The sequence below is a fragment of the Butyrivibrio sp. AE2015 genome (genome assembly GCF_000420825.1).
Taxonomy (GTDB): Bacteria; Bacillota; Clostridia; order Lachnospirales; family Lachnospiraceae; genus Butyrivibrio.
On sequence record NZ_ATVR01000029.1, the window covers coordinates 16835 to 42501 of the forward strand.

25 protein-coding genes and 1 tRNA gene are annotated in these 25667 nt (G+C 41.3%); 3 read left to right on the forward strand and 23 right to left on the reverse strand.

The window, feature by feature from the left end; genetic code table 11:
* The first annotated feature begins 69 nt into the window (after nt 1–69).
* Entirely contained in the window at nt 70–258 is a 189-nt protein-coding gene (locus G585_RS0112590; protein ID WP_022775446.1) for a YjfB family protein, read from the forward strand.
* Nucleotides 259–330: 72 nt separating this feature from the next.
* On the opposite strand, the gene G585_RS0112595 is transcribed toward G585_RS0112590, so the two are convergent.
* The 13 genes from G585_RS0112595 to mtaB form a co-directional block, all read right to left on the reverse strand.
* Nucleotides 331–1248 carry a CPBP family intramembrane glutamic endopeptidase gene (locus G585_RS0112595; protein ID WP_022775447.1) on the reverse strand — a complete coding sequence of 306 codons (918 nt, stop codon included), beginning with the start codon at nt 1246–1248 and terminating at the stop codon, nt 331–333.
* 12 nt (nt 1249–1260) lie between these two features.
* Nucleotides 1261–2094, reverse strand: a complete 834-nt coding sequence (locus G585_RS0112600) for a CvfB family protein (RefSeq protein ID WP_022775448.1) — start codon at nt 2092–2094, stop codon at nt 1261–1263.
* Between the two features lie 23 nt (nt 2095–2117).
* The gene (locus G585_RS0112605) at nt 2118–2846 is read right to left on the reverse strand and encodes an acyl-[acyl-carrier-protein] thioesterase (RefSeq protein WP_022775450.1); all 729 of its coding nucleotides are present in this window, start codon (nt 2844–2846) and stop codon (nt 2118–2120) included.
* 76 nt (nt 2847–2922) lie between these two features.
* Nucleotides 2923–2995, reverse strand: a tRNA-Gln gene (locus tag G585_RS0112610).
* Nucleotides 2996–3116: 121 nt separating this feature from the next.
* A complete protein-coding gene (locus G585_RS0112615; protein WP_022775451.1) occupies nt 3117–5228 on the reverse strand; it encodes a glutamine synthetase III family protein in 2112 nt (703 codons plus the stop codon).
* A gap of 129 nt (nt 5229–5357) precedes the next feature.
* Complete coding sequence (locus G585_RS0112620) at nt 5358–6584, reverse strand: peptidase U32 family protein (protein ID WP_022775453.1); 1227 nt, start codon at nt 6582–6584, stop codon at nt 5358–5360.
* A gap of 45 nt (nt 6585–6629) precedes the next feature.
* Nucleotides 6630–7271, reverse strand: a complete 642-nt coding sequence (locus G585_RS0112625) for an O-methyltransferase (protein ID WP_022775454.1) — start codon at nt 7269–7271, stop codon at nt 6630–6632.
* Entirely contained in the window at nt 7264–7728 is a 465-nt protein-coding gene (locus G585_RS19070; protein WP_022775455.1) for an endolytic transglycosylase MltG, read from the reverse strand. Before G585_RS19070 ends, G585_RS0112625 begins: the two co-directional genes overlap by 8 nt.
* 25 nt (nt 7729–7753) lie before the next feature.
* The gene (locus tag G585_RS0112635) at nt 7754–9385 is read right to left on the reverse strand and encodes a ribonuclease J (protein WP_051142995.1); all 1632 of its coding nucleotides are present in this window, start codon (nt 9383–9385) and stop codon (nt 7754–7756) included.
* 107 nt (nt 9386–9492) lie between these two features.
* Entirely contained in the window at nt 9493–9756 is a 264-nt protein-coding gene (locus G585_RS0112640) for a DUF1292 domain-containing protein (protein ID WP_022775458.1), read from the reverse strand.
* A gap of 2 nt (nt 9757–9758) precedes the next feature.
* Entirely contained in the window at nt 9759–10190 is a 432-nt protein-coding gene (gene ruvX, locus G585_RS0112645; protein ID WP_022775460.1) for a Holliday junction resolvase RuvX, read from the reverse strand.
* Between the two features lie 19 nt (nt 10191–10209).
* Nucleotides 10210–10485: an IreB family regulatory phosphoprotein gene (locus G585_RS0112650; RefSeq protein WP_022775461.1), complete on the reverse strand. Its 276-nt coding sequence runs from the start codon at nt 10483–10485 to the stop codon at nt 10210–10212.
* A 102-nt stretch (nt 10486–10587) separates the two neighbouring features.
* Nucleotides 10588–11940, reverse strand: coding sequence for a tRNA (N(6)-L-threonylcarbamoyladenosine(37)-C(2))-methylthiotransferase MtaB (gene mtaB, locus G585_RS0112655; protein ID WP_026663982.1), 1353 nt, complete (start codon nt 11938–11940; stop codon nt 10588–10590).
* A 92-nt stretch (nt 11941–12032) separates the two neighbouring features.
* Between mtaB and G585_RS0112660 the strand changes: the two genes are divergently transcribed.
* Complete coding sequence (locus G585_RS0112660) at nt 12033–12263, forward strand: HPr family phosphocarrier protein (protein ID WP_022775464.1); 231 nt, start codon at nt 12033–12035, stop codon at nt 12261–12263.
* A gap of 92 nt (nt 12264–12355) precedes the next feature.
* Here G585_RS0112660 and thiI read toward each other — a convergent pair whose 3' ends face one another.
* The 10 genes from thiI to G585_RS0112710 all read right to left on the reverse strand — a co-directional run bounded on the left by thiI (nt 12356) and on the right by G585_RS0112710 (nt 23621).
* Entirely contained in the window at nt 12356–13558 is a 1203-nt protein-coding gene (gene thiI, locus G585_RS0112665) for a tRNA uracil 4-sulfurtransferase ThiI (protein WP_022775465.1), read from the reverse strand.
* A gap of 15 nt (nt 13559–13573) precedes the next feature.
* On the reverse strand, nt 13574–14731 hold the full coding sequence (locus G585_RS0112670) for a cysteine desulfurase family protein (protein WP_022775467.1): 1158 nt from the start codon (nt 14729–14731) through the stop codon (nt 13574–13576).
* Between the two features lie 15 nt (nt 14732–14746).
* Nucleotides 14747–15499: an RsmE family RNA methyltransferase gene (locus G585_RS0112675; protein ID WP_022775468.1), complete on the reverse strand. Its 753-nt coding sequence runs from the start codon at nt 15497–15499 to the stop codon at nt 14747–14749.
* Nucleotides 15499–16536: a 50S ribosomal protein L11 methyltransferase gene (gene prmA, locus G585_RS0112680; protein ID WP_022775469.1), complete on the reverse strand. Its 1038-nt coding sequence runs from the start codon at nt 16534–16536 to the stop codon at nt 15499–15501. The genes G585_RS0112675 and prmA overlap by 1 nt, the downstream gene beginning before the upstream one ends.
* A 102-nt stretch (nt 16537–16638) precedes the next feature.
* On the reverse strand, nt 16639–17820 hold the full coding sequence (gene dnaJ, locus G585_RS0112685) for a molecular chaperone DnaJ (protein ID WP_022775470.1): 1182 nt from the start codon (nt 17818–17820) through the stop codon (nt 16639–16641).
* An 87-nt stretch (nt 17821–17907) separates the two neighbouring features.
* On the reverse strand, nt 17908–19791 hold the full coding sequence (gene dnaK, locus G585_RS0112690; protein WP_022775471.1) for a molecular chaperone DnaK: 1884 nt from the start codon (nt 19789–19791) through the stop codon (nt 17908–17910).
* A 77-nt stretch (nt 19792–19868) separates the two neighbouring features.
* A complete protein-coding gene (gene grpE / locus G585_RS0112695; RefSeq protein ID WP_022775473.1) occupies nt 19869–20489 on the reverse strand; it encodes a nucleotide exchange factor GrpE in 621 nt (206 codons plus the stop codon).
* Between the two features lie 36 nt (nt 20490–20525).
* On the reverse strand, nt 20526–21557 hold the full coding sequence (gene hrcA / locus G585_RS0112700; protein WP_022775474.1) for a heat-inducible transcriptional repressor HrcA: 1032 nt from the start codon (nt 21555–21557) through the stop codon (nt 20526–20528).
* Nucleotides 21558–21756: 199 nt separating this feature from the next.
* Nucleotides 21757–22293, reverse strand: a complete 537-nt coding sequence (locus G585_RS19735) for a DUF6465 family protein (RefSeq protein WP_022775475.1) — start codon at nt 22291–22293, stop codon at nt 21757–21759.
* 137 nt (nt 22294–22430) lie between these two features.
* On the reverse strand, nt 22431–23621 hold the full coding sequence (locus tag G585_RS0112710; protein WP_022775480.1) for a pyridoxal phosphate-dependent aminotransferase: 1191 nt from the start codon (nt 23619–23621) through the stop codon (nt 22431–22433).
* A 150-nt stretch (nt 23622–23771) separates the two neighbouring features.
* Between G585_RS0112710 and G585_RS0112715 the strand changes: the two genes are divergently transcribed.
* Nucleotides 23772–25505, forward strand: coding sequence for an ABC transporter ATP-binding protein (locus G585_RS0112715; RefSeq protein WP_022775482.1), 1734 nt, complete (start codon nt 23772–23774; stop codon nt 25503–25505).
* Nucleotides 25506–25667 lie beyond the last annotated feature (162 nt).

Below are 25667 nucleotides of genomic sequence, written 5' to 3' on the forward strand. Positions count from 1 at the left end.
ACAAACGATAGGATAAAGTATATTGCGCCTTCGGAGTACTCTCGGAGCGCAATCGCACAGGAGGTGCCTATGGATATTCCTGCTTTATCGATGGCCCTTTCTCAGAACAAGATTCTGACAGATGTGGGAGTTGCCATGCTTTCAAAAAGCCTTGATGTCATGGAGGACACAGGCAGCTCTTTAGTTGCAGGCATTGATGCTGTATCAGAGTTGTCAGTTAATCCTGATATTGGCGGAAACATCGACATCCGCATCTGACAGTGAGCCATCAAAAAACGCCCTTGGCTATTCAGACAGCCAAGGGTGTTTCATTTTCTTTTACCTTATTGATTACAGAAAAGCCGCAACAAATATCATCCATGCTACTGCTATTACCATAGCAATGATAAGCGGTATGGTTATAAGTTTATAGCCCTGTCTTGGATACATGTGTATGCTATCCACAAAATCTTTTCTGTTTTCCATATCAGCGATCTTATAGACAACGCACAGAGCTATGGCAGTGAATATTACAGCCAGAACAAAATAAATGCCGATCATCAGGTAAGTGCCCTCATTACCAATCCCGTAATCCGCAAGCACTTCGTCCGCCTCGCTCACCACGTCAGGCACGGCATACATGTAGATAACTTCGATGGAATTAAACAGGGCATGGGCAAAAAATGATGACCATATGCTGCCTGTTGCCTCAACTAGAAGGCAGAACATTATTCCCATCACAGTCCCATAAGCAAACTGATTAAAATTCAAGTGCATCATTCCAAAAAGAATAGATGACAAAACGATTGAACCAATTATGCGGCCTGTTCGCTGATAGCTCTGAAGAATATAGCCTCTGAAGACAAATTCTTCCACAAAGGGACCCACAATACCGATTGACAAAAGCATTGTCCACATCGGCATAGCAAGGACTTCATCGCTGATAGAGCTTACCATGTTTTCCACAAAAAGCATTGACACTGAATTTACAAAAGACACTAGTGGAAACAGTGTAATAACATAAATTGCTATCATAAACAGTGTCGATATCTTTATTTTCTTAAAAGGTATAACCTCTGTTATCTTTTCTCCACTATAGAGAATGGCTGCGATAGCCGGGATCAGCACCACCAGCTCTGAAAGAGCATTATTGGTAAATATTGAAAGGCTGCTTCCTGTAAGTATGATCCAATAGCTCATAAGCAGTGTAAATGCCAGTGTCGCCAGTATCATATACAGGAAAGACCTGTTGGCTCTCTTATAACTCACGTCCTTATCTCCTTACCTGATAACTATTGAATCTTCCTTTATAGTTATTTTCTCTTCCTTCAAAAGACGTCCTACAGCTCTTTTGAACTCGTTCTTACTCATGTTTGTCTTTTCACGGATAAGTTCAGGTGAAGCCTTGTCAGTAAAAGGAATCCTTCCGCCTGCTGCCTCTATCATGGCATAAATCTTCTCTGCATCTGTATCCATCTGAAGATATGCCTTTTCTCTAAGGCTTAAGTTAAGTCTTCCATCTTCCTTTACAGAAGTAACTCTTGCTGATACGCTGTCTCCGATCTTCACGTTTCCATAAAGCTCTTTTTTGGGGATCAGAGCTGAATATATGTCATCAACAGCTACAAAAGCTCCAAAGTTATCGCTGAGCTCGTATACAGTGCCCTGAACCTTGTCGTCCTTGCCGTATGGACTCTCATTTAGAAGATATCTGTAAACATTCATTGTAACGCAGAGTCTTGAGCTCTTATCGATATAAAGAGCACAGAGCACGTCGTCGCCTTTTTTTACCTTGGCTGTCTGTTCCTTAAATGGTAAAAGAACATCCTTTTCAAGGCCCCAATCCATAAATGCTCCGATTCTGCCTGTATCTTTTACCTTGAGCCTTCTGACATCACCAAGCATTATCTTGGGCTCGTTGGTAGTTGCTATTGGTCTGTCATCAGAATCCTTGTAGATGAATACCTCGATCTCCGAACCGATATCTGTTCCCGCAGGTACCTGTTTCCCTGGCAAAAGAACTTTTTCTTCGCTTCCCATTTCTTCTGCAAGATAAACACCAAAGTCTACCTTCTTGATAACTACAAGTGTCTGTTTTTCTCCTAATCTTAACATGTGTCCTCCGTCCTATCGTACGATTACTTAACAATTAGTTCCACTACACATACTGCCTGACCCTCTGCATTGTTGAGGCTTACAGTATATATACTATTATCACTGGTTTTATTTTCTATGACAACAGGTTTTAAAATATCACCCAAATAGGCCTGCCTTTTGTATTCTGCCCTCATGGAAGTGATCTTTCCTGCTTTGTCCTTAACAAGGTCCATGGCCATCCTGATATACTGGCCATTGTTTACATGGTTATTTGTATCGAGGTTATGCTTTCTTACAACTATATCCTCACAGGAGTGGATCTGGCCCGTTTCAGGCACTTTGATCTTCCTGTCGCCGTAGTTCATCTCAAGCTTTTCATCAAGTGGATATGCATCAACTATCACCGGTGTCACCCTTGCAGGAATGCTCTTTTCAAAGTTGAAAAGAGTCCACACGGAATTTGCTATAGCAAGTCTCTCCCCATCCTTTGTATCCATAAAGAAATTTCTAAGGCCAAGGGCACCCTTAAGCTCATAGGGAAGCGTTCCTATAACAACTTCTTCACAGAGCTTTGGATATCTTTTTATCTCAATCTGCCAGGAGTTAAGAACCCATGCAAGGTTAAGGCTCCTAAGGTATTCCATTGTAGCCGGCCCATCCTGAGTCTGAAATGTCGAACAATCCTGAAAATAGTCAATAAGAGATTCCAGTGTAAGAATTCCTTCACTATCAACTTCACTGTATCTGATCCTGGAATTAAAGGTATACATGGGACACCTCCGCAAAAACAAAATCTGATGATACAAAAAAAGCGAGATTGTTGCCAATCTCGCTTCACTATGTAAACTGGGCTAGTAGGATTCGAACCTACGTAATGACGGAGTCAGAGTCCGTTGCCTTACCGCTTGGCGATAGCCCATCGACAAGAAATGATTATACGTGAGGTTCCATAAAAAAGCAAGTACTTTTTTAAAAAAATTTTAAATTTTTTCTTGGAACCTCACAATCACTTATTTTATCTAGGTTTCACGAGACCTAAATCATCCTTCAAAAAGAAGATCTGCATATGTTGGGAATGGCCAGTCGTTTTTATCAACAAGCATCTCAAGGGCATCAGCAGGTGCTCTAAGTGCATCCATGATAGGTCTGACTTCATCCTTATAGAAGAATGCAAGTTCTCTCTGATCTGAAATTGCAGCAGCTTTTCCTTCATAGGTCTTGAGCTTATCAAGGGCTTTCTTCATCTTTGAAAGATTGTCCTGAATCTCTTTGAGCTCATCCATCTGCGGCTTTGCATCTACTCCTGCATTTTTGATCTCATTGACATCTCTTGCAAGTCTTCCGGCGTACTTCATAACTGCAGGAATGATCTGCTTTGAAGCCATATCGATCATTGTGAGAGCCTCAATGTTGATAGTCTTTGCATAAGTCTCGAAGATTATCTCTTTTCTTGACTCAAGCTCTGTCTTTGTATAAACACCGAACTTCTCAAAGAGCTCAATAGCTTTCTTTGTAGTAAGTGTATCAGCAGCTTCAATAGTTGAGGCAATGTTAGGAAGGCCTCTTCTCTTAGCTTCTTTTACCCATGCATCAGAATATCCATCGCCGTTGAAGATAATGCGCTGGTGCTCTGTAAGATACTCTTTGATGATGTCATGAACTTCTGTGTCGAAGTTTTTAGCTTTTTCAAGTCTGTCTGCTGCTTCACAGAAAGCTTCAGCAACAATTGTATTAAGTGTAGTATTTGAGCTGGCCATTGAATCTGATGAGCCAACCATTCTGAACTCGAACTTATTTCCTGTAAATGCAAATGGTGATGTACGGTTTCTGTCTGTAGCATCTTTCTCGAACTGAGGAAGTGTGGAAACACCTGTCTTAAGCTTTCCACCACGCTTACTTGACTTAGCTTCACCGGTCTCGATAAGCTGTCTTACAACGTCCTCAAGCTGCTCACCAAGGAATACTGAAATAATAGCTGGCGGAGCCTCGTTAGCACCAAGTCTGTGGTCGTTACCAACGTCTGATGCACTCTGCCTCAAAAGATCAGAATGTTTATCAACAGCTTTAAGAACGCAGGCTAAAACAAAGAGAAACTGAATGTTTTTATTTGGTGTATCGCCCGGATCAAGAAGGTTTATTCCATCATCAGTGCAAAGTGACCAGTTGTCGTGCTTACCTGATCCATTTACTCCTGCAAATGGCTTCTCGTGTAAAAGACATCTCATATGGTGATGCTCTGCTACACGCTTCATTGTCTCCATGATGATCTGGTTGTGGTCTACTGCGATATTTGCAGTCTCATAGATAGGTGCAAGTTCATGCTGACCAGGTGCAACCTCGTTGTGCTGTGTCTTATCAGGCACGCCGAGTTTCCAGAGTTCTTCGTTGAGATCCTTCATGTACTCACCGACTCTTTCTCTGATAACACCAAAGTAATGGTCTTCCATTTCCTGTCCCTTTGGTGGCTGAGCTCCAAAGAGGGTTCTTCCTGTAAAGATAAGGTCTTCACGTTTCATTGACTTATCCCAGTCAACAAGGAAATATTCCTGTTCCGGTCCTACTGAAACATTGACCTTAGTAGCTGTATCATTCCCGAATAACTTCACGATTCTGAGGGCCTGCTTATTAATAGCCTCCATTGATCTAAGGAGCGGAGTCTTTTTATCAAGCGCCTCACCTGTATATGAGCAGAATGCAGTAGGTATGCAAAGAGTAACGCCTGCACCTGACTCCTTTAAGAATGCTGGAGATGTGATATCCCATGTTGTATAGCCCCTTGCCTCGAATGTAGCGCGAAGACCACCAGATGGGAATGAAGAAGCGTCAGGCTCTCCTTTAATAAGTTCCTTGCCGGAGAATGATGTGATCATCCTTCCATCCTTATCAGCACTTCCCACAAAAGAATCATGCTTTTCAGCAGTTATTCCTGTAAGAGGCTGGAACCAGTGTGTATAGTGAGTTGCGCCATTTTCCATAGCCCACTCTTTCATTGCATTTGCAACAACATCAGCAGATTCCTTGGAAAGCTCTCCGCCGTGCTCTGTCACACTAACAACTTCCTTGTAAACATTCTTTGGAAGTCTCTCTCTCATTTTGGCGAGAGTAAAGACGTTCTGACCAAAGATTTCTTCAACATTTACCCTATCACTCATCAATGCATCCCCTTTGGTTAAATTTTTCTGCCCTATATCTTACAACATGCTTTCCTTTTTTGCTACAAAAAAATATACTTTCCTGCGAGTGGCATTAAATCCATAGGTGCCACTCGCAGGAAAGTATAATTAGTTGTTAGCAATTCTAAGAATATCGTACTTGGATGGAATTTCAGAAAGTTCGAGGTCTATGATCTGCTGAGGGTGTGGACATGAGTCGACACTTTCTCCGTCCTCTGTGTACATAGCCTTTACAGTGGCCTTTACGTCTGTTCCATCCGGTTTCATTATCTCTATCTCATCGCCGACAGAGAACTTGTTCCTCTGCTCGATGCGGGCAAGTCCCTTATCATTAACGTCGTTAACGATTCCAAGATAGATGTACTCGTTAACATAAGTATTGCTGTCGTAAATCTGAGCTTCATCACTTGGTTTTCCAAAATAGAAGCCTGTGGTGAACTGTCTGTAAGTACATCTTGAGATCTGATCAAGATACCATGGCATGTTCGCTCTGTATTTTTCCTCTGACTCAAAATAGTCGTCAATGGCTTTTCTATAGGTTCTGGCAACAGTGGCAACATAGAGGGCTGTCTTCATGCGGCCTTCGATCTTGCAGCTGTCAACTCTGGCATCAACAAGCTCTGGAATATGCTCTATCATGCACAGATCTTTCGAGTTAAAGATATATGTACCTCGCTCATTTTCATAGACTGGAAGGTACTCGCCGGGTCTTTTTTCCTCAACAACTGCATATTTCCATCTGCATGGATGAGTGCATGCACCCTTGTTGGCATCTCTTCCTGTGAAATAATTAGATAAAAGACATCTGCCTGAATAGGAAATACACATAGCACCGTGGATAAAACACTCCATCTCCAGATCTTCAGGGATCTTGTCTGTTATCTCTTTTATCTCTCTAAGTGAAAGCTCTCTTGCGGCAACTACTCTCTTTGCTCCAAGATTATGCCAGAAATTATAAGTCTCATAGTTAGTGTTATTTGCCTGTGTAGATACATGGATATCTATTTCAGGGCAGATTTTTCTGGCCTTCATAAAAATTCCTGGATCTGCGATAATAAGAGCGTCAGGTCCTATTTCTTTTAACTCATGAAGGTACTTATCTACACCGTCAAGGTCATAGTTGTGTGCAAGGATATTAACTGTTACGTGCACCTTTACACCGTGAGCATGAGCAAATTCAATTCCCTCTTTCATCTCTTCAGGGCTGAAGTTTTTAGCTTTTGCTCTGAGGCCAAAGGCGTCTCCGCCGATGTATACAGCATCTGCGCCAAACATAACAGCTGTTTTTAATACTTCAAGGCTACTTGCCGGAATAAGCAGTTCTGGTTTTTTCATAATTCTTTCTCCTAAACTAACTTGGGTTTACAGTTGGCTCTTCATTTAGAGTTTTACAGAAAGTGTCATTCCATCTCCAACCGTAAGTATTACTGTGTTCAACATATCATTGTGTTTTAGTTCATAAAGGTACTCACGCATTCGTGCATGAATGGTTCTGTCCCTTCTTGTCACTGCAAATCTGGACTCTATCACATCTCCGTCCTGAAGGCAGTTATCTGACACCAAAAGTCCTCCCTTATTGAGGATTCTCAGACAATCCGGTAAAAAGTTTATATACTGGCCTTTTGCCGCATCCATAAAAATAAAATCATACCCTGGTTGGAGAGCTTTTAATATTTCTGTCGCATCACCTTCCAAAAGTGTGATTTTATTATCTCTGTCGTACTTTATAAAGTTTTCTCTGGCAACAGGTATTCTCTTTTCGTACTTCTCAATTGTTGTTATCTTTGTCTCAGGGCTACTATACTCAGCCATCAAAAGAGCTGAGAAACCGGTAGCAGCTCCCACTTCCAAAATATTTAAGGGCTTTGACTGAACCATTAAAAATTTCAGAAGGGCCTGGGTGTCTTTGCGAATAATAGGTACATCCTGCTGCTTGGCAATTATTTCAAGTTCATCAAGATAGGGCTCATTCCCCCTGTCCAAAGAATTGATAAATGCTTTTATCCTGTCCTGTTCAACCACCGTTTACATCCTCTGAATTTTCTTCTGTTGCCTCTGAAGTCTCTTCCTCAGATGTCTCTCCAGATGTTTCTTCTGCTGAAGTATCACCGCTCTTCTCGCCGCCGGACATTACAGCCAGCATCTCTTCGGGAGTCATTGTAGTGCTAAGTTCATAGGTACCTGCTTTTTCCATACCATGATACTCAGAAAACATTTCCTGAAGTTTGAAAAGTGTCTTATCTGTTATAAGTCCTACTCCAAAAAGTTTCTCACCTATTTCTTTTGCTGTATCCCCATCTTTAATGGTAACTGAAACAGTTCTTCCTGTTCCGGATGAAACCGCTGTCTGGTTAAAAATGTGATATCCGTAGTCATATGCAACCTTTGCATATTTTACAATGAGCATTGCAACAAATATTATGAAAACAACTTTCACAACAGTGTCAAGCAGTCCCAAAAACATCTTTTTAGCATTCATAAAAAGCATTCCCCTTTAAAAGGCATCAGTCATTTGTAGACATGATAATTGGCATTATCATAGGTCTTCTCTTTGTCTTCTTCCAAATATAATCACTTAAAACGTCTTTGACAATATTTTTAAGTTTATTCCAATCATAAATGCCTTTATCAAGTGCACTTATAAGCTCGTCGTATACAAGGTCTGTAGCATCATCAATGAGCTTATCTGACTCTCTGACATAAACAAAACCTCTTGATACAATGCTTGGACCTGAAGTGAGCTGACCGCTTTCCTGATCAATTCCAAATACAACGATGACAATACCGTCTTCTGCAAGATGCTGTCTGTCTCTAAGGACTACGTTTCCAACGTCTCCAACGCCGAGTCCGTCAACAAGAATAGCTCCAACAGGAACTTTTCCTTTTACCTTGGCGCTGCTTTCATCAAGTTCAAGCACATCTCCGGAAGTTAAGATAAATACATTTTCCTTTGGGATTCCAAGGTCCTTGGCAATGTTGCTCTGAGCAATGAGATGTCTGTACTCACCATGAACGGGAATAGCATACTTAGGCTTAACAAGTGTGTAAATAAGCTTAATATCTTCCTGGCAGGCATGTCCTGAAACATGAACATCCTGGAAGATAACATCTGCGCCCTTCATCTGAAGTTCGTTGATAATGTTGGTAACTGCCTTCTCATTACCTGGAATCGGGTGAGATGAGAAAATAACAGTATCGCCCTTGCCGATTGTTATCTTGCGGTGCTGATTGCTGGCCATCCTGCTAAGGGCAGCCATACTTTCACCCTGGCTACCTGTAGTAATGATAACTGTTTTGTTTTCAGGATAGTTTTTAAGCTGATCGATCTCAATAAGAGTATTCTCAGGAATCTTGATGCACTCAAGCTTCTGAGCAATATCAATTATGCTGACCATGCTTCGGCCTTCAACCACAACTTTTCTACCGCATTTATGGGCTGTATTTATGATCTGCTGAACTCTGTCAACATTGGAAGCAAAAGTAGCTACTATAATTCTGGAATTCTCATGCTCCTCAAAAAGAGAATCAAGAGCTCTTCCAACAGTTTTTTCTGATGCAGTAAAGCCTGGTCGCTCAGCGTTTGTTGAATCGCACATAAGTGCCAAAACGCCTTTTTTACCAATCTCTGCAAATCTCTGAAGATCGATAGGATCTCCAAATACAGGTGTGTAGTCAACTTTGAAGTCACCTGTATGAACCACAGTTCCTGCAGGTGAATAGATCGCAAGAGCAGCTGCATCAACGATAGAATGGTTAGTTCTTATAAATTCAACTCTGAACTGCCCAAGATTGATTGACTGTCCAAATTTAACAACTTTTCTTCTGGTCTTTTTAAGGAGACCGTGTTCCTCAAGCTTATGCTCAATGATGCCCATTGTAAGGCGTGTTGCATAGATCGGAACATTAAGCTCATGCAAAACATAAGGAAGCGCACCGATGTGATCCTCATGTCCGTGAGTTATTACAAATCCTTTTACCTTGTCGATATTTTCCTGCAAATATGTAATGTCAGGTATTACAAGGTCGATTCCGAGCATGTCATCATCAGGAAAAGACAAACCGCAATCCACTACAATAATACTGTCTTCATACCTGAAGGCAGTGATGTTCATTCCAATCTGCTCGAGACCACCCATAGGGATGATCTGCAGCTTGGACGCATTTTCAATTTTCTTTTTACTCAAATTAAATCCTCCATTTATATTGGCGGACAAATAGAACCTGCTATCAACAATGCTCCCCGTTAGATATCAAGATCTATTCCATCCTCAGAAAGCAGCTTACGAAAAACACCTGCAACTGCATCCAGCTCCAGATCGTCGTCCACTATTACATAAACCGCTTCTTCATCTTTAATATCGGAGTCGTCGCGTAAAATAAGCGCCTCTCCGTCACCATCTTCTTCATCTGTTACAAGCAGGTAAGTCTTTCCACCAAGGCTTGTCTGTTCAAGGCAGTAGAACTCTACTGCTTCTTCCCCATCGGGACTAAAAATTATTTTTTCCAATATTATTCACCATTTGTTTTGCTGTTATCCAGATAATCCTGAAGGATTACCTGCGCTGCTATCATATCTACGTACTCTTTGCGCTCACGACCTCTTATACCGGCTTCATCCATTATCTCATCAGCCTCAACAGTCGTAAGTCTCTCATCCCACATAATAACAGGGATTCCGCATCTTCTCTCTATTTTGTCTTTGAATTCAAGACATAACTCAGAGCGCACAGAGGGAGTCTGATCCATATTAACCGGAAGCCCAAGGACTATTTTCTCCACCTTAAACTCCTCAATAAGCTCCTCAATGCGCGCTAGCGTTCTTCTTAATTTGTTTTCTTCTTTTCTACGGATGATCTCCTTGGCACCTGCAGTTAATAAAAGCTCATCGCTGAGCGCTACTCCAACAGTCTTGGAACCGTAGTCAAGACCCATAATTCGCATATGTTACTTCCAATAAAAATTATTTGCTTGCCCAGTTATTACTCTTGATATACTCAGTAAGCATCTCTTCAACAAGCTCATCACGCTCAACCTTCATGATGAGGCTTCTTGCCCCCTTATGGCTGGTAATGTAAGTAGGATCACCAGACATAATGTATCCTACAATCTGGTTAACCGGATTGTATCCCTTTTCGAGGAGAGCATCATAAACAACAGAAAGAACTTTCTTAACCCCTGTTTCAGGCTCAACTTCTACTTTAAAAAATTGGGTGTTTCCTAAATCCTGATCTGCCATAAACTTTCTCCATTCCTGGAATAATAGGATATTCCTCATATTTGCAAAGGTCTTAAAAGAATAATAAGACACTTATACAGTATTAATATTACACTAACAAAATCAAATAAGCAATGTATCCGCATTTATAAAGGCTGAAGGAGAAACTGTAGTTATCTCCCCTGAATGTGCTCCATACTTTTCTATCTGATTTTCCGGAACCGCAACGCGCACATATCTGTCAGTATGACCTATCATGTAACGCTTTCCCTTTATCTCTTCTTCATCTTCCCAAAGAACACGAAGTTTTTCTCCGATAAAGAGGTTACGATAACATTCTGCCTGCTTTCTTGTCAAGTGAAGAAGAACTTCGCTTCTTGCAGTCTTTTCTTTATCAGTGAGCTGCTCCTTCATTCCTGCAGCAACTGTGCCTTTTCTCGGAGAGTATTTAAATACATGCATTTCATAGAAGTCTATATCTGTCACAAACTTCCTGCACTCTTCAAACTCTTCTTCAGTTTCGCCAGGGAATCCCACTATAACATCAGTTGTAATAGCCGGTCTGTCAAAAACTTCCCTGAGTATCCTTACACTTTCTTTAAAATCTGCAGCAGTATAGTGCCTGTTCATACGTTTAAGCACTGAATCACAGCCACTCTGAAGTGAGAGGTGGAAATGCGGACAAAGCTTAGGAATAGCTGCAAGTCTCTTGGCATTTTCTTCGGTGATGATCCTTGGCTCAAGGGAGCTTAAACGGATTCTCTCAATGCCTGCAATATCAGCAATCTGCTCCACAAGATCAATAAGCTGAGGCTGGCCAAAATCCACGCCGTATGAACTGGTGTGGATACCTGTAAGAACCACTTCCTTACAGCCTGCTGCCACAAGTCCCTTAATCTCAGCAAGAATATCCTTCACCTCACGACTTCTTACTCTTCCTCTCGCATATGGGATCACACAATATGAGCAAAACTGATTACATCCATCCTGAATCTTAATATAAGCTCTTGTGTGCTCAGGCATCTGTGTAAGAGTCATGTTTTCATATTCATTAGTATGATTAATATCAATGACAGAATGACCGTTTAATGTCTTGTCATCTATATCATTCCTGGCTTCAAAGAATTCGTTAAGAATCTCAACAATTTCTGATTTTTTGTTATTCCCAACTGCCAGGTCGATGCACTCATCTTTTTTAACGCCATCAATTCCTGTCTCAACATAGCAGCCGACAGCAACAACAGTAGCCTCAGGATTTTCTTTTTTGGCTCTGTGAAGCATCTGCCTTGACTTTCTGTCTGCAATATTAGTAACCGTGCAGGTGTTAATGATATAGACATCTGCCTTCTCATCAAAAGGCACGATCTTGGCGCCATTTTCCTTGAGTTTCTGGCTCATCACATCCATTTCATAGCTATTTACTTTACATCCAAGATTGTGAAGTGCAATCTTTAATCCGTTAACGTTATTTTGCATATTAAAATTTCTTTCTAATTTTGTTTTTGTCAAGTCATTGACTTTTGCCGTTACTGCGTTTACTATAAAGAAAAGAAGGAGGTATTTGCGCAATGAAGACCGTAAAAATTTCTTTAAATTCTATCGATAAGGTAAAATCTTTCGTAAACGATATTACGAAGTTTGATTATGACTTCGACCTCGTTTCAGGAAGATACGTTATCGATGCAAAGTCTATTATGGGTATTTTCTCACTCGATCTTTCAAAGCCTATCGATCTTAATATCCATGCAGAAGACGGCGCAGATGAGGTTCTCGAAGTATTGAAGCCTTACATGATCTAATCTTTATAGATTAGATCTATTTAAAAAGTTTATTCAAGACCATCTTAAACTTCGGTTTAAGATGGTCTTTTTGTGTAGAGCACTTGCCGAGGTCATCTCTTAACTTCAATAACTTCATCAGTCTCAAGCGCTACTTTTACAAGTTCATCTATCTTTTCATTCAACAGCTCTTCATGTCTTCTGATGATATCAGCTCTTGGCTTTGTCACAGGGTGCTTGGCAACAAAGATAGTACAGCAATCCTCGTAAGGAAGGATAGAAGTCTCATATGCATCAATCTTATAAGAGATATCCACAATATCCTGTTTATCAAATGCAATAAGTGGTCTGTAAACAGGAATATCTGTTACGACTTCGCCTGTGCAGATAAGGCTCTGCATTGTCTGTGAAGCTACCTGGCCAATACTCTCACCTGTTATAAGTCCCATACATCCAGACTCACCTGCAAGCATATCTGCTATTCTCATCATGTATCTGCGCATGATGATAGTGAGCTCTTCGTGAGGGCACTTCTCATAAATGTACATCTGAATATCTGTAAAGTTTATAACATGAAGCTTAACCTTGCCTGTGTACTTGGCAATTACTCCTGCAAGATCAACAACCTTCTGTTTAGCCTTCTCACTTGTATATGGAGGCGCATTGAAGTAAACTGCCTCAATTTCAACACCTCTTTTAGCAACCATGTAACCTGCAACCGGTGAATCAATTCCGCCGGACAAAAGAAGCATTGCTTTACCTGCAGTTCCGATAGGCATTCCACCAGGTCCCGGTATTACCTCTGAGTAAATGTTGAGCTTTTCTCTGAGCTCTACATTTATAAGGATCTCAGGATCATGAACATCTACCTTCATCTCCTCATAGGCATCAAGAATTCTGGCTCCAAGTTCTGCAGCCATAGCCATTGAATCCATAGGATAGCTCTTATCAACTCTTCTAACCTTTACCTTGAAGGTCTTGTTTTTGTCGGGATAAACTCCGTCAATGAAATCTATAACTGCCTTGGCAACTCCATCCACATCAGGAAGATGATTCTCGCTGTCTCTTGCAATAGATACAGCAGGGCAGATTCCTGTAATACCAAAAACAGTCTTTAAGCTGTCAACTGTTTCATTGAAGTCAAAATCCTGAGCGTCGATGTACATTCTTCCTGCAACACGGGTAACATTAAACTTACCGTCGCATTTTGAAAGCACTCTTCTTATCTGTTTAACTAAAGCTTCCTCGAAAACGTATCTGTTCTTACCTTTAACACCAATTTCCGCGTACTTGATCACAAAAGCATGATACTGCATAAATACCTCTTTCTTTTAATGCCTGTAAAACTTTCTCATGTTAGAAACCTGAGAACATAGTGTATCCAAAAAATAATCAATTTCTTCTTTGGTAGTCATAAATGACATACTAATACGAATTGTTGATTCAAGCAAATCTTTTTCAAGACCTATTGCCTGGAGCGTATCTGACACATGTGGATTATTAGATGTGCAGGCGCTTCCCGCAGATACATAAATATTTTTGCTGCTGAGCATATTAAGTACTGTCTCTGCTGCAAGGCCCTTTATAGAAACACTGATGATATGTGGTGCTCCCTCATTTACTTTTTGGCCGTTTATCTTAATATCAGGAATGCGCTCAAGAAGTGAATCAACAGTGTACTGCTTCAGGTCATAGAGCTTCTTTATCTTTGCATCAAAATCCTCGTAACATTTCTTAGCTGCAAGAGCAAGGCCTGCAATTCCCGGAACATTCTCAGTTCCTGATCTCATTCCCTTTTGCTGTCCGCCTCCATAGCATATAGGAACGATCTTTGTTCCTTTCTTTACGTATAAAAAGCCGACTCCCTTTGGTCCATGGATCTTGTGTCCGCTTACAGACAAAAGATCTATGTTCATAGTTCTTGGTCTGATCAGAACTTTACCATAAGCCTGAACCGCATCCACGTGGAAGTATGTATCCTTGTTGACGCTCTTTATGAGCTCTCCGGCTTTCTGTATTGGCATAAGTGTTCCAATCTCGTTGTTAACAAACATGATTGAAACAAGTATTGTCTCTTTTCTAATGGCGTTTTTCAGCTCGTCAAGATCAATAGTTCCTGTCTCGTCCACTGAAAGATATGTTATTTCAAAACCTTCTTTTTCAAGAAAAGCCATTGTCTCGAGTATGGCAGGATGCTCAATTTTAGTTGTAATAATGTGATTACCACGCCATTTATTGGCTCTTGCCACACCTATAAGAGCCAGGTTATCAGACTCTGTTCCACCGGAAGTAAAAACTATTTCCTGCGGATCAACCTTAAGACTTGTGGCAATTGTCTCTCTTGCCTGTGAAAGTCTCTCACCGGAAACCATTCCCATATGATGAACACTGGAGGGATTTCCATATTCTTCTTTCATTATCTTTGCAACCAGATCTGCCACCTCATCGTAAGCTCTTGTGGTTGCGGAATTATCTAAATATGCTTCCATTTTATTTATGTCCTATTATCCTTCAAGATGATACATTAACCAGGATATGATTGTAAATCCTGCTGTTTCTGTTCTGAGAATTCTTTTTCCCAAAGTAATTGGCTTTATATCGCTCGCCTTGCAAAGCTCGATCTCTTCCTCAGAAAAGCCGCCTTCAGGCCCGATAAATACAGCAACGCTCTCTCCCGGCTTTATTCCTTCTATGAGCTTTTTAGTCTCGTCCATATGCTCAGCATTCTCGTATGGAATAAGCTTAACATCCATATCTTTTGCGTACTGAACTGCCTCTTTCATGGTCATTGGCATGTGAACATTTGGAATGATGGCTCTTTTGCTCTGTTTAGCAGCAGCTTCCGCTATAGTCTGCCATCTCTTTATCTTGGACTGAGATTTCTTTTCATCAAGCTTTACTACGCATCTCTTGGTAGCCATGGGAACTATCTCAAAGGCTCCAAGCTCAACAGCCTTCTGAATTATGAGTTCCATCTTATCAACTTTCGGAAGTCCCTGAAAAAGATATATCTTTGAAGGGAGCTCCTGTGAACCCTCTTCTATAAAGCACAATTTTCCAACAACGCTGCTGTCGCTAATACTCTCAATTTCGTAAAAAATCTCTTTTCCGTCCTCATCACCGCGAATGCTGACAGAGAACTGCTCGCCAACCTTCATTCTGAGAACATTAGCTATATGGTTAAAATCACTTCCGGTGATCTCAACGTTTTTATAATCAGGAGTAATTTGGTTACTCTCCACAAAAAAATGATACATCAGTTTTTCCTCGAAGTAATTGAAACCCAGTCTCCCTGATGATGGATCTCAAGTATCTCAAGACCCGCATCAAGATGCGCCTTTTTTACCTCTTCTTCCTTGGTATTGATAATACCCGAAGTAATGTATATACCGCCCTTCTTTAACTGGCCAAGTATTACAGGAGTAAGAGGAACAAGCACGTTGGCTAAGATGTTTGCAACAACTATATCGTATTTATCATAACCAACAGCATCCTGAACCGACTTGTCATCAATGATATTTCCGATCATCATCTCGAACTTGTCTTCAGCGATGCCATTATTTTCCATATTCTCTTTAACTGCCGGAACTGCGCACTTATCAAGGTCTGTGCCAACGGCATGTTTTGCTCCGAACATAAGGGCAAGGATGGACAATACTCCGCTTCCTGTTCCTACGTCTAAAAGTTCTGTATCTTTAGTAACATACTTTCTGAGCATGCGGATGCACAGCTGAGTTGTCTCGTGCATACCGGTACCAAAAGCTGTGCCCGGATCTATATGAAGCACCATGCTGGCTTTTTCGTCATCTTCTGTAGTCTCTTTTTCCCATGATGGGATAACCAAAACGTCATCAATGTAGAACTTATGGAAATACTGCTTCCAATTATTGATCCAGTCAATATCCTCTGTAACTGATATGGAAATAGTTCCATCCCCTATATCAGAGAAAGTTCTAAGTTCATCGAGCTGCTGTTTGATCTGACTCTCGATCTCTTCAGGTGTCTTCTTAACTTTGACGTACTCACCATTTTCATCCTGTAGTTCGACAGTAAGCATATTGTCATCATCTATTTCCAAAAAGAAATTAAGATAAGCTGCACCTGCTTCAATTCCGTTATCTTTCTCATCAGGTTCAAGTTCAGGAGCATCAATAAACATCTGCTCCTTATCTGCAGCTGAAAGTGGAGCATTATCTTCTATCTGTGCTCCTTCAAGTCCAATGTCTTCTAAGTAGCTTATAATTATATCTTCTGATTCTTCATTAGTACGAACTCTAAAGCGCATCCACTTCATAGAAAAACCTCCACAAAAATTCAAAATACAGTAAAAAACGTGAAGCAGATTTTTACTTCCGCTTCACGCGTATAATAACACAAAATATTTAAAATGCCAAAATTACTTAAAGAAACCTTTTTTCTTCTTGCCGCCTGAGCCGTCACCACTTGGGTCTTTATCTCCTGCTCCCATCATACGTTCAGCAGCAGTTAAAGAATCTCCGGTCTTCTCATCGAATTTCTTAAGAAGATCCTTAGCTTCCTTTGAAAGCTTCTCAGGTACCTGAACAACCAATGTTACATAGTGGTCGCCTCTTGTATCTCTGTCCCTAAGTGAAGGAACACCCTTTGAACGAAGTCTTACTCTTGTATCAGTCTGTGTTCCGGGCTTAACATCGTAAGCAACCTTTCCATCAACTGTATCAATAAGAACTGTTCCACCAAGAGCTGCAACAGCAAATGAAACAGGAACCATAGAATAGATATCATATCCTTCTCTCTGGAAAATAGGATGATCAGATACGATAACCTCTACTAAAAGATCTCCTCTAGGTCCGCCGTTAACTCCAGGCTCACCTTTTTCACGGATTCTTACACTCTGACCATTGTCGATACCTGCCGGTATCGTAACTTTGATCTTCTTTCTGCTGGCAATATATCCTGTTCCATGGCAGTCTGTACACTTATCCTTGATAACTTTACCTGTTCCGCCACATTCAGGACAAGTCTGAACGTTACGAACAGTTCCAAAGAATGACTGCTGTGTATATACTATCTGGCCTTTACCGCCGCACTTGGAACATGTCTGAGCTGATGTTCCGGGCTTAGCACCTGTCCCATGACAGGTTGGGCAGGAATCTTTAATTGTAAGTTCAAGCTCTTTCTCACATCCAAATACTGCCTCAAGGAATGTGATCCTTACACTTGCTCTTAAGTTAGCACCCTTTGAAGGGCCTGTTCTTGCTCCCTGACGTGACCTTCCGCCGCCAAAGAAATCGCCAAATATATCACCGAATATATCACCAAAGTCAGCACCGTTAAAGTCGAAGCCACCGTATCCACCGGCACCTCCGTCAAACGCAGCATGTCCAAACTGATCGTACTGACGCTTCTTTTCAGGGTCACTAAGAACAGCATATGCTTCAGATGCCTCTTTGAATTTTTCAGCTGCCGCAGCATCACCTGGGTTCATATCCGGGTGATACTTCTTGGCAAGTACTCTGTATGCTTTTTTTATTTCATCCTCAGAGGCGTTCTTACTAACGCCAAGGACTTCATAATAGTCGCGCTTTTGCTCTGCCATATATATTCCTCAAATCTTTTTGGTATTCATGGTCATAGGCTGCAATGTGCAAGCACAGCAGCCTAAGACTATGTATCCCTATATCAATTAAACTTCTCTGTAATCTCCATCAACTACGTTGTCATCTGATGATGAAGCGTTATTTGAAGCACCACTCATATCAGGGCCTGCGCCTGCTCCCATGTTAGGACCTGCGCCTGCTGCTCCCTGTGCATTCTCATACATCTTAGCAAAGAGTGCCTGAGCATCGTTCATAAGCTTTTCTTTCTGGCTCTTAAGAGAATCGATCTCGCTGTCAGAAAGTTCTTTATCCTTTGTCTGCTCAAGTGTTTCCTTGAGAGCCTTGATATCGTCTTCTACAAGCTGCTTCTGAGAAGCGTCGATCTTGTCGCCAACATCCTGAAGAGCTTTCTCTGTCTGGAATACGAATGAATCAGCATCGTTACGAGCATCGATTCCTTCTTTACGCTTCTTATCCTGAGCTTCATATTCCTGAGCTTCCTTAACAGCCTTATCGATATCTTCATCAGACATGTTAGAACCAGCTGTGATTGTGATATGCTGCTCTTTACCTGTTCCAAGGTCCTTAGCGGATACGTTAACGATACCGTTAGCGTCGATATCAAATGTAACTTCGATCTGTGGAACACCTCTCATTGCTGGTGGGATTCCATCAAGTCTGAACTGTCCAAGTGACTTATTGTCCTTAGCGAACTGTCTCTCACCCTGAAGAACATTGATATCTACTGCTGTCTGGTTATCTGCAGCTGTTGAGAATACCTGGCTCTTCTTTGTAGGGATTGTTGTGTTACGCTCGATAAGTCTTGTAGCAACACCACCCATTGTCTCGATAGAAAGTGAAAGTGGAGTAACATCAAGTAGAAGGATGTCACCAGCACCTGCATCTCCGGCAAGCTTACCACCCTGGATAGAAGCACCGATTGCTACGCACTCATCAGGGTTAAGGTTCTTACTAGGCTCCTGACCTGTAAGCTGTTTAACTTTCTCTACTACGCAAGGAACACGAGTTGATCCACCAACAAGAAGTACCTTTCCGATATCTGAGTTAGTAAGACCTGCATCCTTCATAGCGTTCTGAACAGGGATAGCTGTTCTCTCAACAAGGTCGTGGATAAGTTCTTCGAATTTAGCTCTTGTAAGATCTACATCGAAGTGCTTAGGGCCATCAGCGCCTGCTGAAATGAAAGGAAGGTTGATGTTTGTTGTTGTTGAAGAAGAAAGTTCCTTCTTTGCCTTCTCTGCAGCTTCCTTAAGTCTCTGCATAGCCATCTTATCGCCTGAAAGGTCTACGCCTTCTTTATTCTTGAAATCCTGGATCATCCAGTTGATGATTGCCTGGTCAAAGTCATCACCACCGAGGTGTGTATCACCGTTTGTTGAAAGAACTTCGATAACGCCATCACCGATCTCAATGATAGATACATCGAATGTACCACCACCAAGATCATAAACCATGATCTTCTGCTCTTTTTCATTGTCAAGACCATAAGCAAGAGCTGCTGCTGTAGGCTCGTTGATGATTCTCTTTACTTCAAGACCTGCAATCTTACCAGCATCCTTTGTTGCCTGACGCTGAGCATCATTGAAATATGCAGGAACTGTGATTACTGCTTCTGTAACTTTTTCGCCGAGATACTGTTCTGCATCAGCTTTCAGCTTCTGAAGGATCATAGCTGAAATCTGCTGTGGTGAATACTTTTTGCCATCAATTGTACGACCATTGTCTGTACCCATGTCTCTCTTAATTGATGAAATTGTGTTGTCAGCGTTTGTTACAGCCTGACGCTTTGCAGGTTCACCAACAATTCTCTCACCATTCTTTGTAAATGCAACGATTGAAGGAGTTGTTCTAGCACCTTCTGCATTTGCTATAACAGTTGGCTTTCCGCCTTCCATAACTGCTACGCAGCTATTAGTTGTACCAAGATCGATACCGATAATCTTACTCATTTCTTTGTCCTCCATAATTTAAATTCGATCATTTGCACGCTTAAAATACGCTGTGCATTTGTAATCATCTATATAACTTATTTGCTAACACCAACCATGCTGTGTCTGAGCACGGTGTCGTGGAACTTATATCCCTTTTGAAGTTCCTGTGCTACAATACCTGATTCATACTCTTCACTTTCAACCTGCATTACAGCGTTGTGGAGATTTGGATCAAATTCCTTTCCCACGGCTTCAATAGGGGTTACTCCAAGATCCTCAAGCTGCTTTATAAGCTGCTTATAAATCTTGTTCATACCATCTGCGAAGGCTCCGTCTTTTTCGTCTTCCGGAACTGCTGCAAGTCCTCGCTCGAAATTATCTACGATAGGGAGAAGCTTTTCTAAAACACTGCCCTGTCCCTGTTCAAACATCTGAGCTTTTTCTCTGTCAGTTCTTTTCCTGAAATTATCAAACTCAGCAACCTGTCTTATAAGTCTGTCATTGAGTTCATCAAGCTTCTCTTTTAAAGGATCTTTCTTTTCTTTTTTGGAAGGCTCTTTTTCTTCAGATTTTTCAGCTTCTTCCTTTACTTCTTCTGAATCTGATTCCTTATTTTCAGCAGCCTCTTTTTCTTTGGCTTCTTTTTCAAGGTCTTCCATGATATTTTCAAGAACTTCTTTTTCCTGTTCGCTTACCTGCTTCTTTTTATTGCTCAATTCATTGCCTCCTAACACTTGTCTATATTAACTGCGCTAGCCCTTTTTATACAGATCATCAAGCGCATGTCTCATATTCTTTAATGTTGAAATAACTTTATCGTAATCCATTCTCTTGGGTCCTATGATACCAACAGTTCCCTTCATTCCATCGCCAAGCTCATAGGTTGCTGTTACAACACTGCAATCCTTCATGGCCTGAACCGGTGTCTCATTACCGATATATACCTGAATCCCCGTCTCTTCAGAATCGGAGGAAAGTGTATCCTCTACGATACTTGAAAGATCCTTGGTATCCTCAAAGGTACTGATAAGCTCACTGGCCTTGGTGGAATCTGTAAGTTCAGGGTACTTGAAGATGTTCATGGTACCACTTGTATATATCTGAAGGTCCTCATCAGCTGTGATAGATTCGGCAGCCGCATCAATAACGTTGCCTATTATCTCGCTGTGGATTCCAGCTTCCTGCTTAACTGCAGCTATAAGGCCAAGATTTATATCCTCTACAGCAAGTCCGTCAAGCCTTGTGTTCATAAGGATGTTCAGCTTAAGCATTGTTGCATCGTCTAAAACTTCCTCAACCGGAATGATCTTGTTTTTTATGACATTTCCTTCTATAACTATTGTCGCCAGAAGATGTCCTTCATCAACCTTACTTATCTGTATGAACTTAAGTTTATTTTTCCTGATCTGCGGAGCAGATATCATTGTTGCATAATTGGTATCTACCGCCAGTGTCTTGGCAACCTGCTTAAGCAGATTCTCAAGCTTCTCCTCTTTGTCGAGGAGCATTTCCTTCATGTTCTCAACTTCCTGTTCCTTGTCACGGAGCATCTCATCCACATATACTCGATAGCCCTGATCAGAAGGAATACGGCCTGCTGATGTATGAGGCTGTAAGATAAGTCCCATCTCTTCAAGATCAGCCATCTCATTTCTGATTGTTGCAGAGCTAAGATTAAGATCCGTGTACTTGGAAATAGTACGGCTACCGACTGGTTCTCCAGTTTCAAGGTAGTTCTTAACTATTGCATGAAGTATTTTTCTTTTTCTCTCATCTAATTCCATATTGCCCTTCCTATGTATTCACCGGTTAAATTCATCGGAATGGTTTTGATGTTAGCACTCACTTGATTCGAGTGCTAATATCTTCTGTAACTTAAAATATCACTATGAGAGTGTAATGTCAACAACGCTTTTTATAAAATAAATATTAAGAAAAAAAACGCTCCCTACTTTCGTAGAGAGCGCTAAATACGCGTTGAAATTATAAACCGATTCTTCCCTGAACCTTATCATTTACTACATAATAAGCAGCGTCTTCATCAGGTTTTACATAAATGCTGAGTTTCTTGATCTCATCAACATTTCCACCCATTTCATACTGGAAGTTATTCTTGGAGTTCTGAATAAGATCTTCATATGGAATATGCTTGTATGAATACTGAAGCTCGATGCTAACTTTGATCTCTTCTGCCTTTGCAGGAGCAGCTTTCTTAGTAGCAGCTTTCTTTACAGGAGCAGCCTTCTTTGCAGTTGTAGCTTTCTTTGCTGCAGGTTTCTTAGCAGCCTTTGCTTCTGCTTTCTTAGGCTCAGCTTTCTTTGCAGGAGCAGCTTTTTTTGCTGCAGGCTTTTTAGCTTCGGCCTTCTTTGCTGCAGGTTTCTTAGCAGCTTCTTTTTTAGCTTCTTCCTTGATGATAGCTTCAGTAAGTTCTTTAACTTCAGATTTTTTTACTTCTGTTACAGGAGCTTTTGTTGCTGTCGCTGGCTTAACAGAAGAAGTTGTCTTCTTTACTTCAGGCATTTTTGTCCCCTCCTCAAAATCACACTTGATTTATGTAACTCTTTAAAACAGTGAAGTCATTTACGAAATAGAGTTTACTCTGTTTAAACCGCATTGTCAACGCATTTATGAAATAAAAATTATCACCTTTGCCCATATTATGCGGAGTAATTGTCTTTGACAAACTCGCGAAGGCGTACCATGGCTCTTTCAACCTTCTCTGTATCAATACAGTAAGCCATTCTGAAGAATCCCGGAGCCCCGAAGCCGTCAGCAGGCACAAATATCAGATCGTAGTCCTTGGCCTTCTTGCAAAAGCTGATGGAATCTTCTTCTAAAGCCTTTGGCATGATATAAAATGTTCCGTCAGGCTTAACCACAGTAAATCCAAGTTCTTTAAGGGTCTTGTAGATTATGTTCATATTGGTCTCGTACACGGAAAGATCTGCTGTAAGTGAGCATACTTTTGCAACTGCCTGCTGGATTATTGATGGAGGGCAGTTGTGGCCTGTGCCTCTTGATATCTGTCCGCACATTGGCACGATATACTCTGCGCCCTCGCAGGCAGGATTTACAGCAACATATCCGATTCTTTCTCCCGGAAGAGAAAGAGATTTGGAAAATGAATAGCAGCTTAGTGTATTGTCGTAGAACTTTGAAACATATGGAGTATCAGCGCCTTCAAAAACTATCTCTCTGTATGGTTCATCAGAAATAAGGAAGATAGTGTGTCCGTACTGAGCCGATTTCTTCTTTAATATATCTGCAAGTCTGGTCAATGTTGCAGTGCCGTAGGCAACGCCTGAAGGGTTGTTTGGAGTGTTGATAAGAACTGCCATAACTTTATCGCCAAGCATTTCCTCGAACTTGTCAAAATTGATCTGGAAAGAATCTGTATCTGCAGGAACGACCTTAAGCTCTACGCCTGCGCCTTTAATATATGGAAAATACTCAGGAAAAAATGGAGCAAATGTGATCATCTCATCCCCCGGCTCAGTAACAGCTCTAACCGCATGAGCTATTGCGCCTGCAGCTCCGGTAGTAGGAAATATATGCTCCGGACCATAATTCATCCCAAAACGTTCATTTAAAGACTCTGCAATCTTTTCCTTATAAAGAGGGTTTCCAAGACTTGGAGTATATCCGTGAAGAGTCATTGTATCCTCATTCTGCAAAAGACGTATCATTTCCTCTGTAAACTCTTTTGGAACTTCTACACTTGGATTTCCCAGGCTGAAATCAAAAACATTCTCATATCCGATCTCTTTTCCCCTGGCTGTTGCATATTCTGAAAGCTCTCTGATAACAGATTTAGCCCCAAGCATTTCTTTATACTGCTGATTGATCATATCTGCCTCCTGACAAAATCATTTTAAACTGACTCACATTATACCACATAGTTTTAACCATTTACAGCGCTAAAGTTTGTCATTCCAATGCTTGATAATAAATAGTGCACAATGTATAATTATACATAACATTATTTTGAGGAGCATATTATGAAGCTTATAAAAAAGTTTATCCCCTACTACAAACCATATATTGGCGTTTTTATATTTGATCTTGTATGCGCGTCGATACTTTCTGTGATAGATTTGGCTTTTCCTCAGTTTTTGAGGATCTTAAGAAGCACTCTTTTCCTTGAAGAGCCAAAAGTCATCTTAAGCCGTTTGGGACTTGTGGCGCTTGGCCTTGTCATCATGTACATAGTCAGGTCACTTTGCAAATACTATGTTACTTATCAGGGTCACATGATGGGTGCGAAGATGGAATCAGGAATGAGGCATGATCTGTTTGAGAGGTTTGAAGCATTTTCTTTTTCCTACTATGACACTCACAACACAGGCGAAATGATGAGTAAGCTCGTGTCCGACTTATTCGATATTTCCGAGCTTGCCCACCACGGCCCGGAGAACATCTTTATTTCAGTGGTAAAAATAGTCGGCTCTTTCATTCTTCTTATGAGAATAAATGTACCTATGACTCTGTGCCTTGTGGCTGTTGTCATATGCATGGCTGTTTTTTCAGTGAGCCAGAACAGAAAAATGCGCGCCACATTTTCTGATAACAGAAGGAAAATTGCAGGTATCAACTCTTCTCTCCAGGACACATTAGGTGGAATAAGAGTCGTTAAATCTTTTACCGGTGAGGAAATTGAGAAAAAGAAATTTGATGAATCCAACATCGCATTCCTTGACTCCAAGCAGGCAAACTACCGTCAGATGGCCAAATTCCACTCCGGAAACAATCTGTTCGAAGGCCTTATGTTCGTGACAGTGCTTGTGGCAGGCGGCTTCTTTATAGCCAAGGGCCAGCTTACCGGCGAAGACCTTGCTATCTACGCTCTTTACATTAATATTTTCATCAATCCGGTAAATGTTCTTGTTGAGTTTACGGAGCAGCTCCAGAAGGGGCTTGCCGGCTTTGAAAGATTCCGCGAGGTTATGGATACCATGCCTGAGATCGTGGACAAAGAAAACGCCGGGGAGCTTAAGGATGTCCAGGGCGTTATCGATTATAAGAACGTAAGCTTTTCATATGAAGAAGATGAAGCAGTGTTAAAAGATATAAACTTACATGTGGAAGCTGGAAAATCAGTTGCCATAGTTGGGCCTTCAGGCGGCGGAAAGACAACGCTTTGCTCACTTCTTCCAAGATTCTACGATGTCACAGAAGGCTCTGTCCTTATTGACGGTACTGACATTAGAGACGTGACTCAGAAGTCCCTTCGCTCCTACATCGGAATCGTTCAGCAGGATGTATATCTTTTTAATGGAACGGTAAAAGAAAATATCGCATACGGTAAGCAGGATGCCACAATGGAAGAAATTGTGGAAGCTGCAAAAAATGCTGATCTTCTCGAATTTATTGAAAGCCTTCCAAACGGCTTTGATACTGAAGTTGGAGAAAGAGGCGCAAGGCTCTCCGGAGGTCAGAAACAGCGTATCGCCATTGCAAGAGTGTTCCTTAAGAACCCTCCTATCCTGATCCTTGATGAGGCAACCAGCGCTCTCGACAACGAAAGTGAAAGATACATTCAGGAAAGTCTTGATAAACTCTCGGTTGGAAGAACCACCATTACCATTGCCCACAGACTTTCAACGATCCTTGGCGCCGACGAGATCATCGTCCTTGACGAAGACGGCATCAAAGAGCGCGGCACTCACAAAGAGCTCATCAAAAAAGGCGGTCTCTACGAAAAATACTACCGCATGCAGCTCGGAAAAGTCTGAATCAACACTTTCTTGTCACCGGACGCAGCCGAGCTGATAGTGTAGGCATAGCTCTGTTCACTCTGATATTTTTCAATGTGATAAATTGGACATAAAACACCCACAAAAGACTTGTTTCATACTTATTCAGAACACAAGTCTTTTGTGGGTTTATTTATATCC

What these genes read in the sequence shown, in the direction of transcription:
- G585_RS0112590 (WP_022775446.1), top strand. Translation starts at nt 70, where the DNA reads ATGGATATTCCTGCTTTATCGATGGCCCTTTCTCAGAACAAGATTCTG.
- G585_RS0112600 (WP_022775448.1), bottom strand. Translation starts at nt 2,094, where the DNA reads ATGTTAAGATTAGGAGAAAAACAGACACTTGTAGTTATCAAGAAGGTA.
- G585_RS0112605 (WP_022775450.1), bottom strand. Translation starts at nt 2,846, where the DNA reads ATGTATACCTTTAATTCCAGGATCAGATACAGTGAAGTTGATAGTGAA.
- G585_RS0112615 (WP_022775451.1), bottom strand. Translation starts at nt 5,228, where the DNA reads ATGAGTGATAGGGTAAATGTTGAAGAAATCTTTGGTCAGAACGTCTTT.
- G585_RS0112620 (WP_022775453.1), bottom strand. Translation starts at nt 6,584, where the DNA reads ATGAAAAAACCAGAACTGCTTATTCCGGCAAGTAGCCTTGAAGTATTA.
- G585_RS19070 (WP_022775455.1), bottom strand. Translation starts at nt 7,728, where the DNA reads ATGAATGCTAAAAAGATGTTTTTGGGACTGCTTGACACTGTTGTGAAA.
- G585_RS0112635 (WP_051142995.1), bottom strand. Translation starts at nt 9,385, where the DNA reads ATGGGTGGTCTCGAGCAGATTGGAATGAACATCACTGCCTTCAGGTAT.
- ruvX (WP_022775460.1), bottom strand. Translation starts at nt 10,190, where the DNA reads ATGCGAATTATGGGTCTTGACTACGGTTCCAAGACTGTTGGAGTAGCG.
- G585_RS0112650 (WP_022775461.1), bottom strand. Translation starts at nt 10,485, where the DNA reads ATGGCAGATCAGGATTTAGGAAACACCCAATTTTTTAAAGTAGAAGTT.
- mtaB (WP_026663982.1), bottom strand. Translation starts at nt 11,940, where the DNA reads ATGCAAAATAACGTTAACGGATTAAAGATTGCACTTCACAATCTTGGA.
- G585_RS0112660 (WP_022775464.1), top strand. Translation starts at nt 12,033, where the DNA reads ATGAAGACCGTAAAAATTTCTTTAAATTCTATCGATAAGGTAAAATCT.
- thiI (WP_022775465.1), bottom strand. Translation starts at nt 13,558, where the DNA reads ATGCAGTATCATGCTTTTGTGATCAAGTACGCGGAAATTGGTGTTAAA.
- G585_RS0112670 (WP_022775467.1), bottom strand. Translation starts at nt 14,731, where the DNA reads ATGGAAGCATATTTAGATAATTCCGCAACCACAAGAGCTTACGATGAG.
- G585_RS0112675 (WP_022775468.1), bottom strand. Translation starts at nt 15,499, where the DNA reads ATGTATCATTTTTTTGTGGAGAGTAACCAAATTACTCCTGATTATAAA.
- prmA (WP_022775469.1), bottom strand. Translation starts at nt 16,536, where the DNA reads ATGAAGTGGATGCGCTTTAGAGTTCGTACTAATGAAGAATCAGAAGAT.
- dnaJ (WP_022775470.1), bottom strand. Translation starts at nt 17,820, where the DNA reads ATGGCAGAGCAAAAGCGCGACTATTATGAAGTCCTTGGCGTTAGTAAG.
- dnaK (WP_022775471.1), bottom strand. Translation starts at nt 19,791, where the DNA reads ATGAGTAAGATTATCGGTATCGATCTTGGTACAACTAATAGCTGCGTA.
- hrcA (WP_022775474.1), bottom strand. Translation starts at nt 21,557, where the DNA reads ATGGAATTAGATGAGAGAAAAAGAAAAATACTTCATGCAATAGTTAAG.
- G585_RS19735 (WP_022775475.1), bottom strand. Translation starts at nt 22,293, where the DNA reads ATGCCTGAAGTAAAGAAGACAACTTCTTCTGTTAAGCCAGCGACAGCA.
- G585_RS0112710 (WP_022775480.1), bottom strand. Translation starts at nt 23,621, where the DNA reads ATGATCAATCAGCAGTATAAAGAAATGCTTGGGGCTAAATCTGTTATC.
- G585_RS0112715 (WP_022775482.1), top strand. Translation starts at nt 23,772, where the DNA reads ATGAAGCTTATAAAAAAGTTTATCCCCTACTACAAACCATATATTGGC.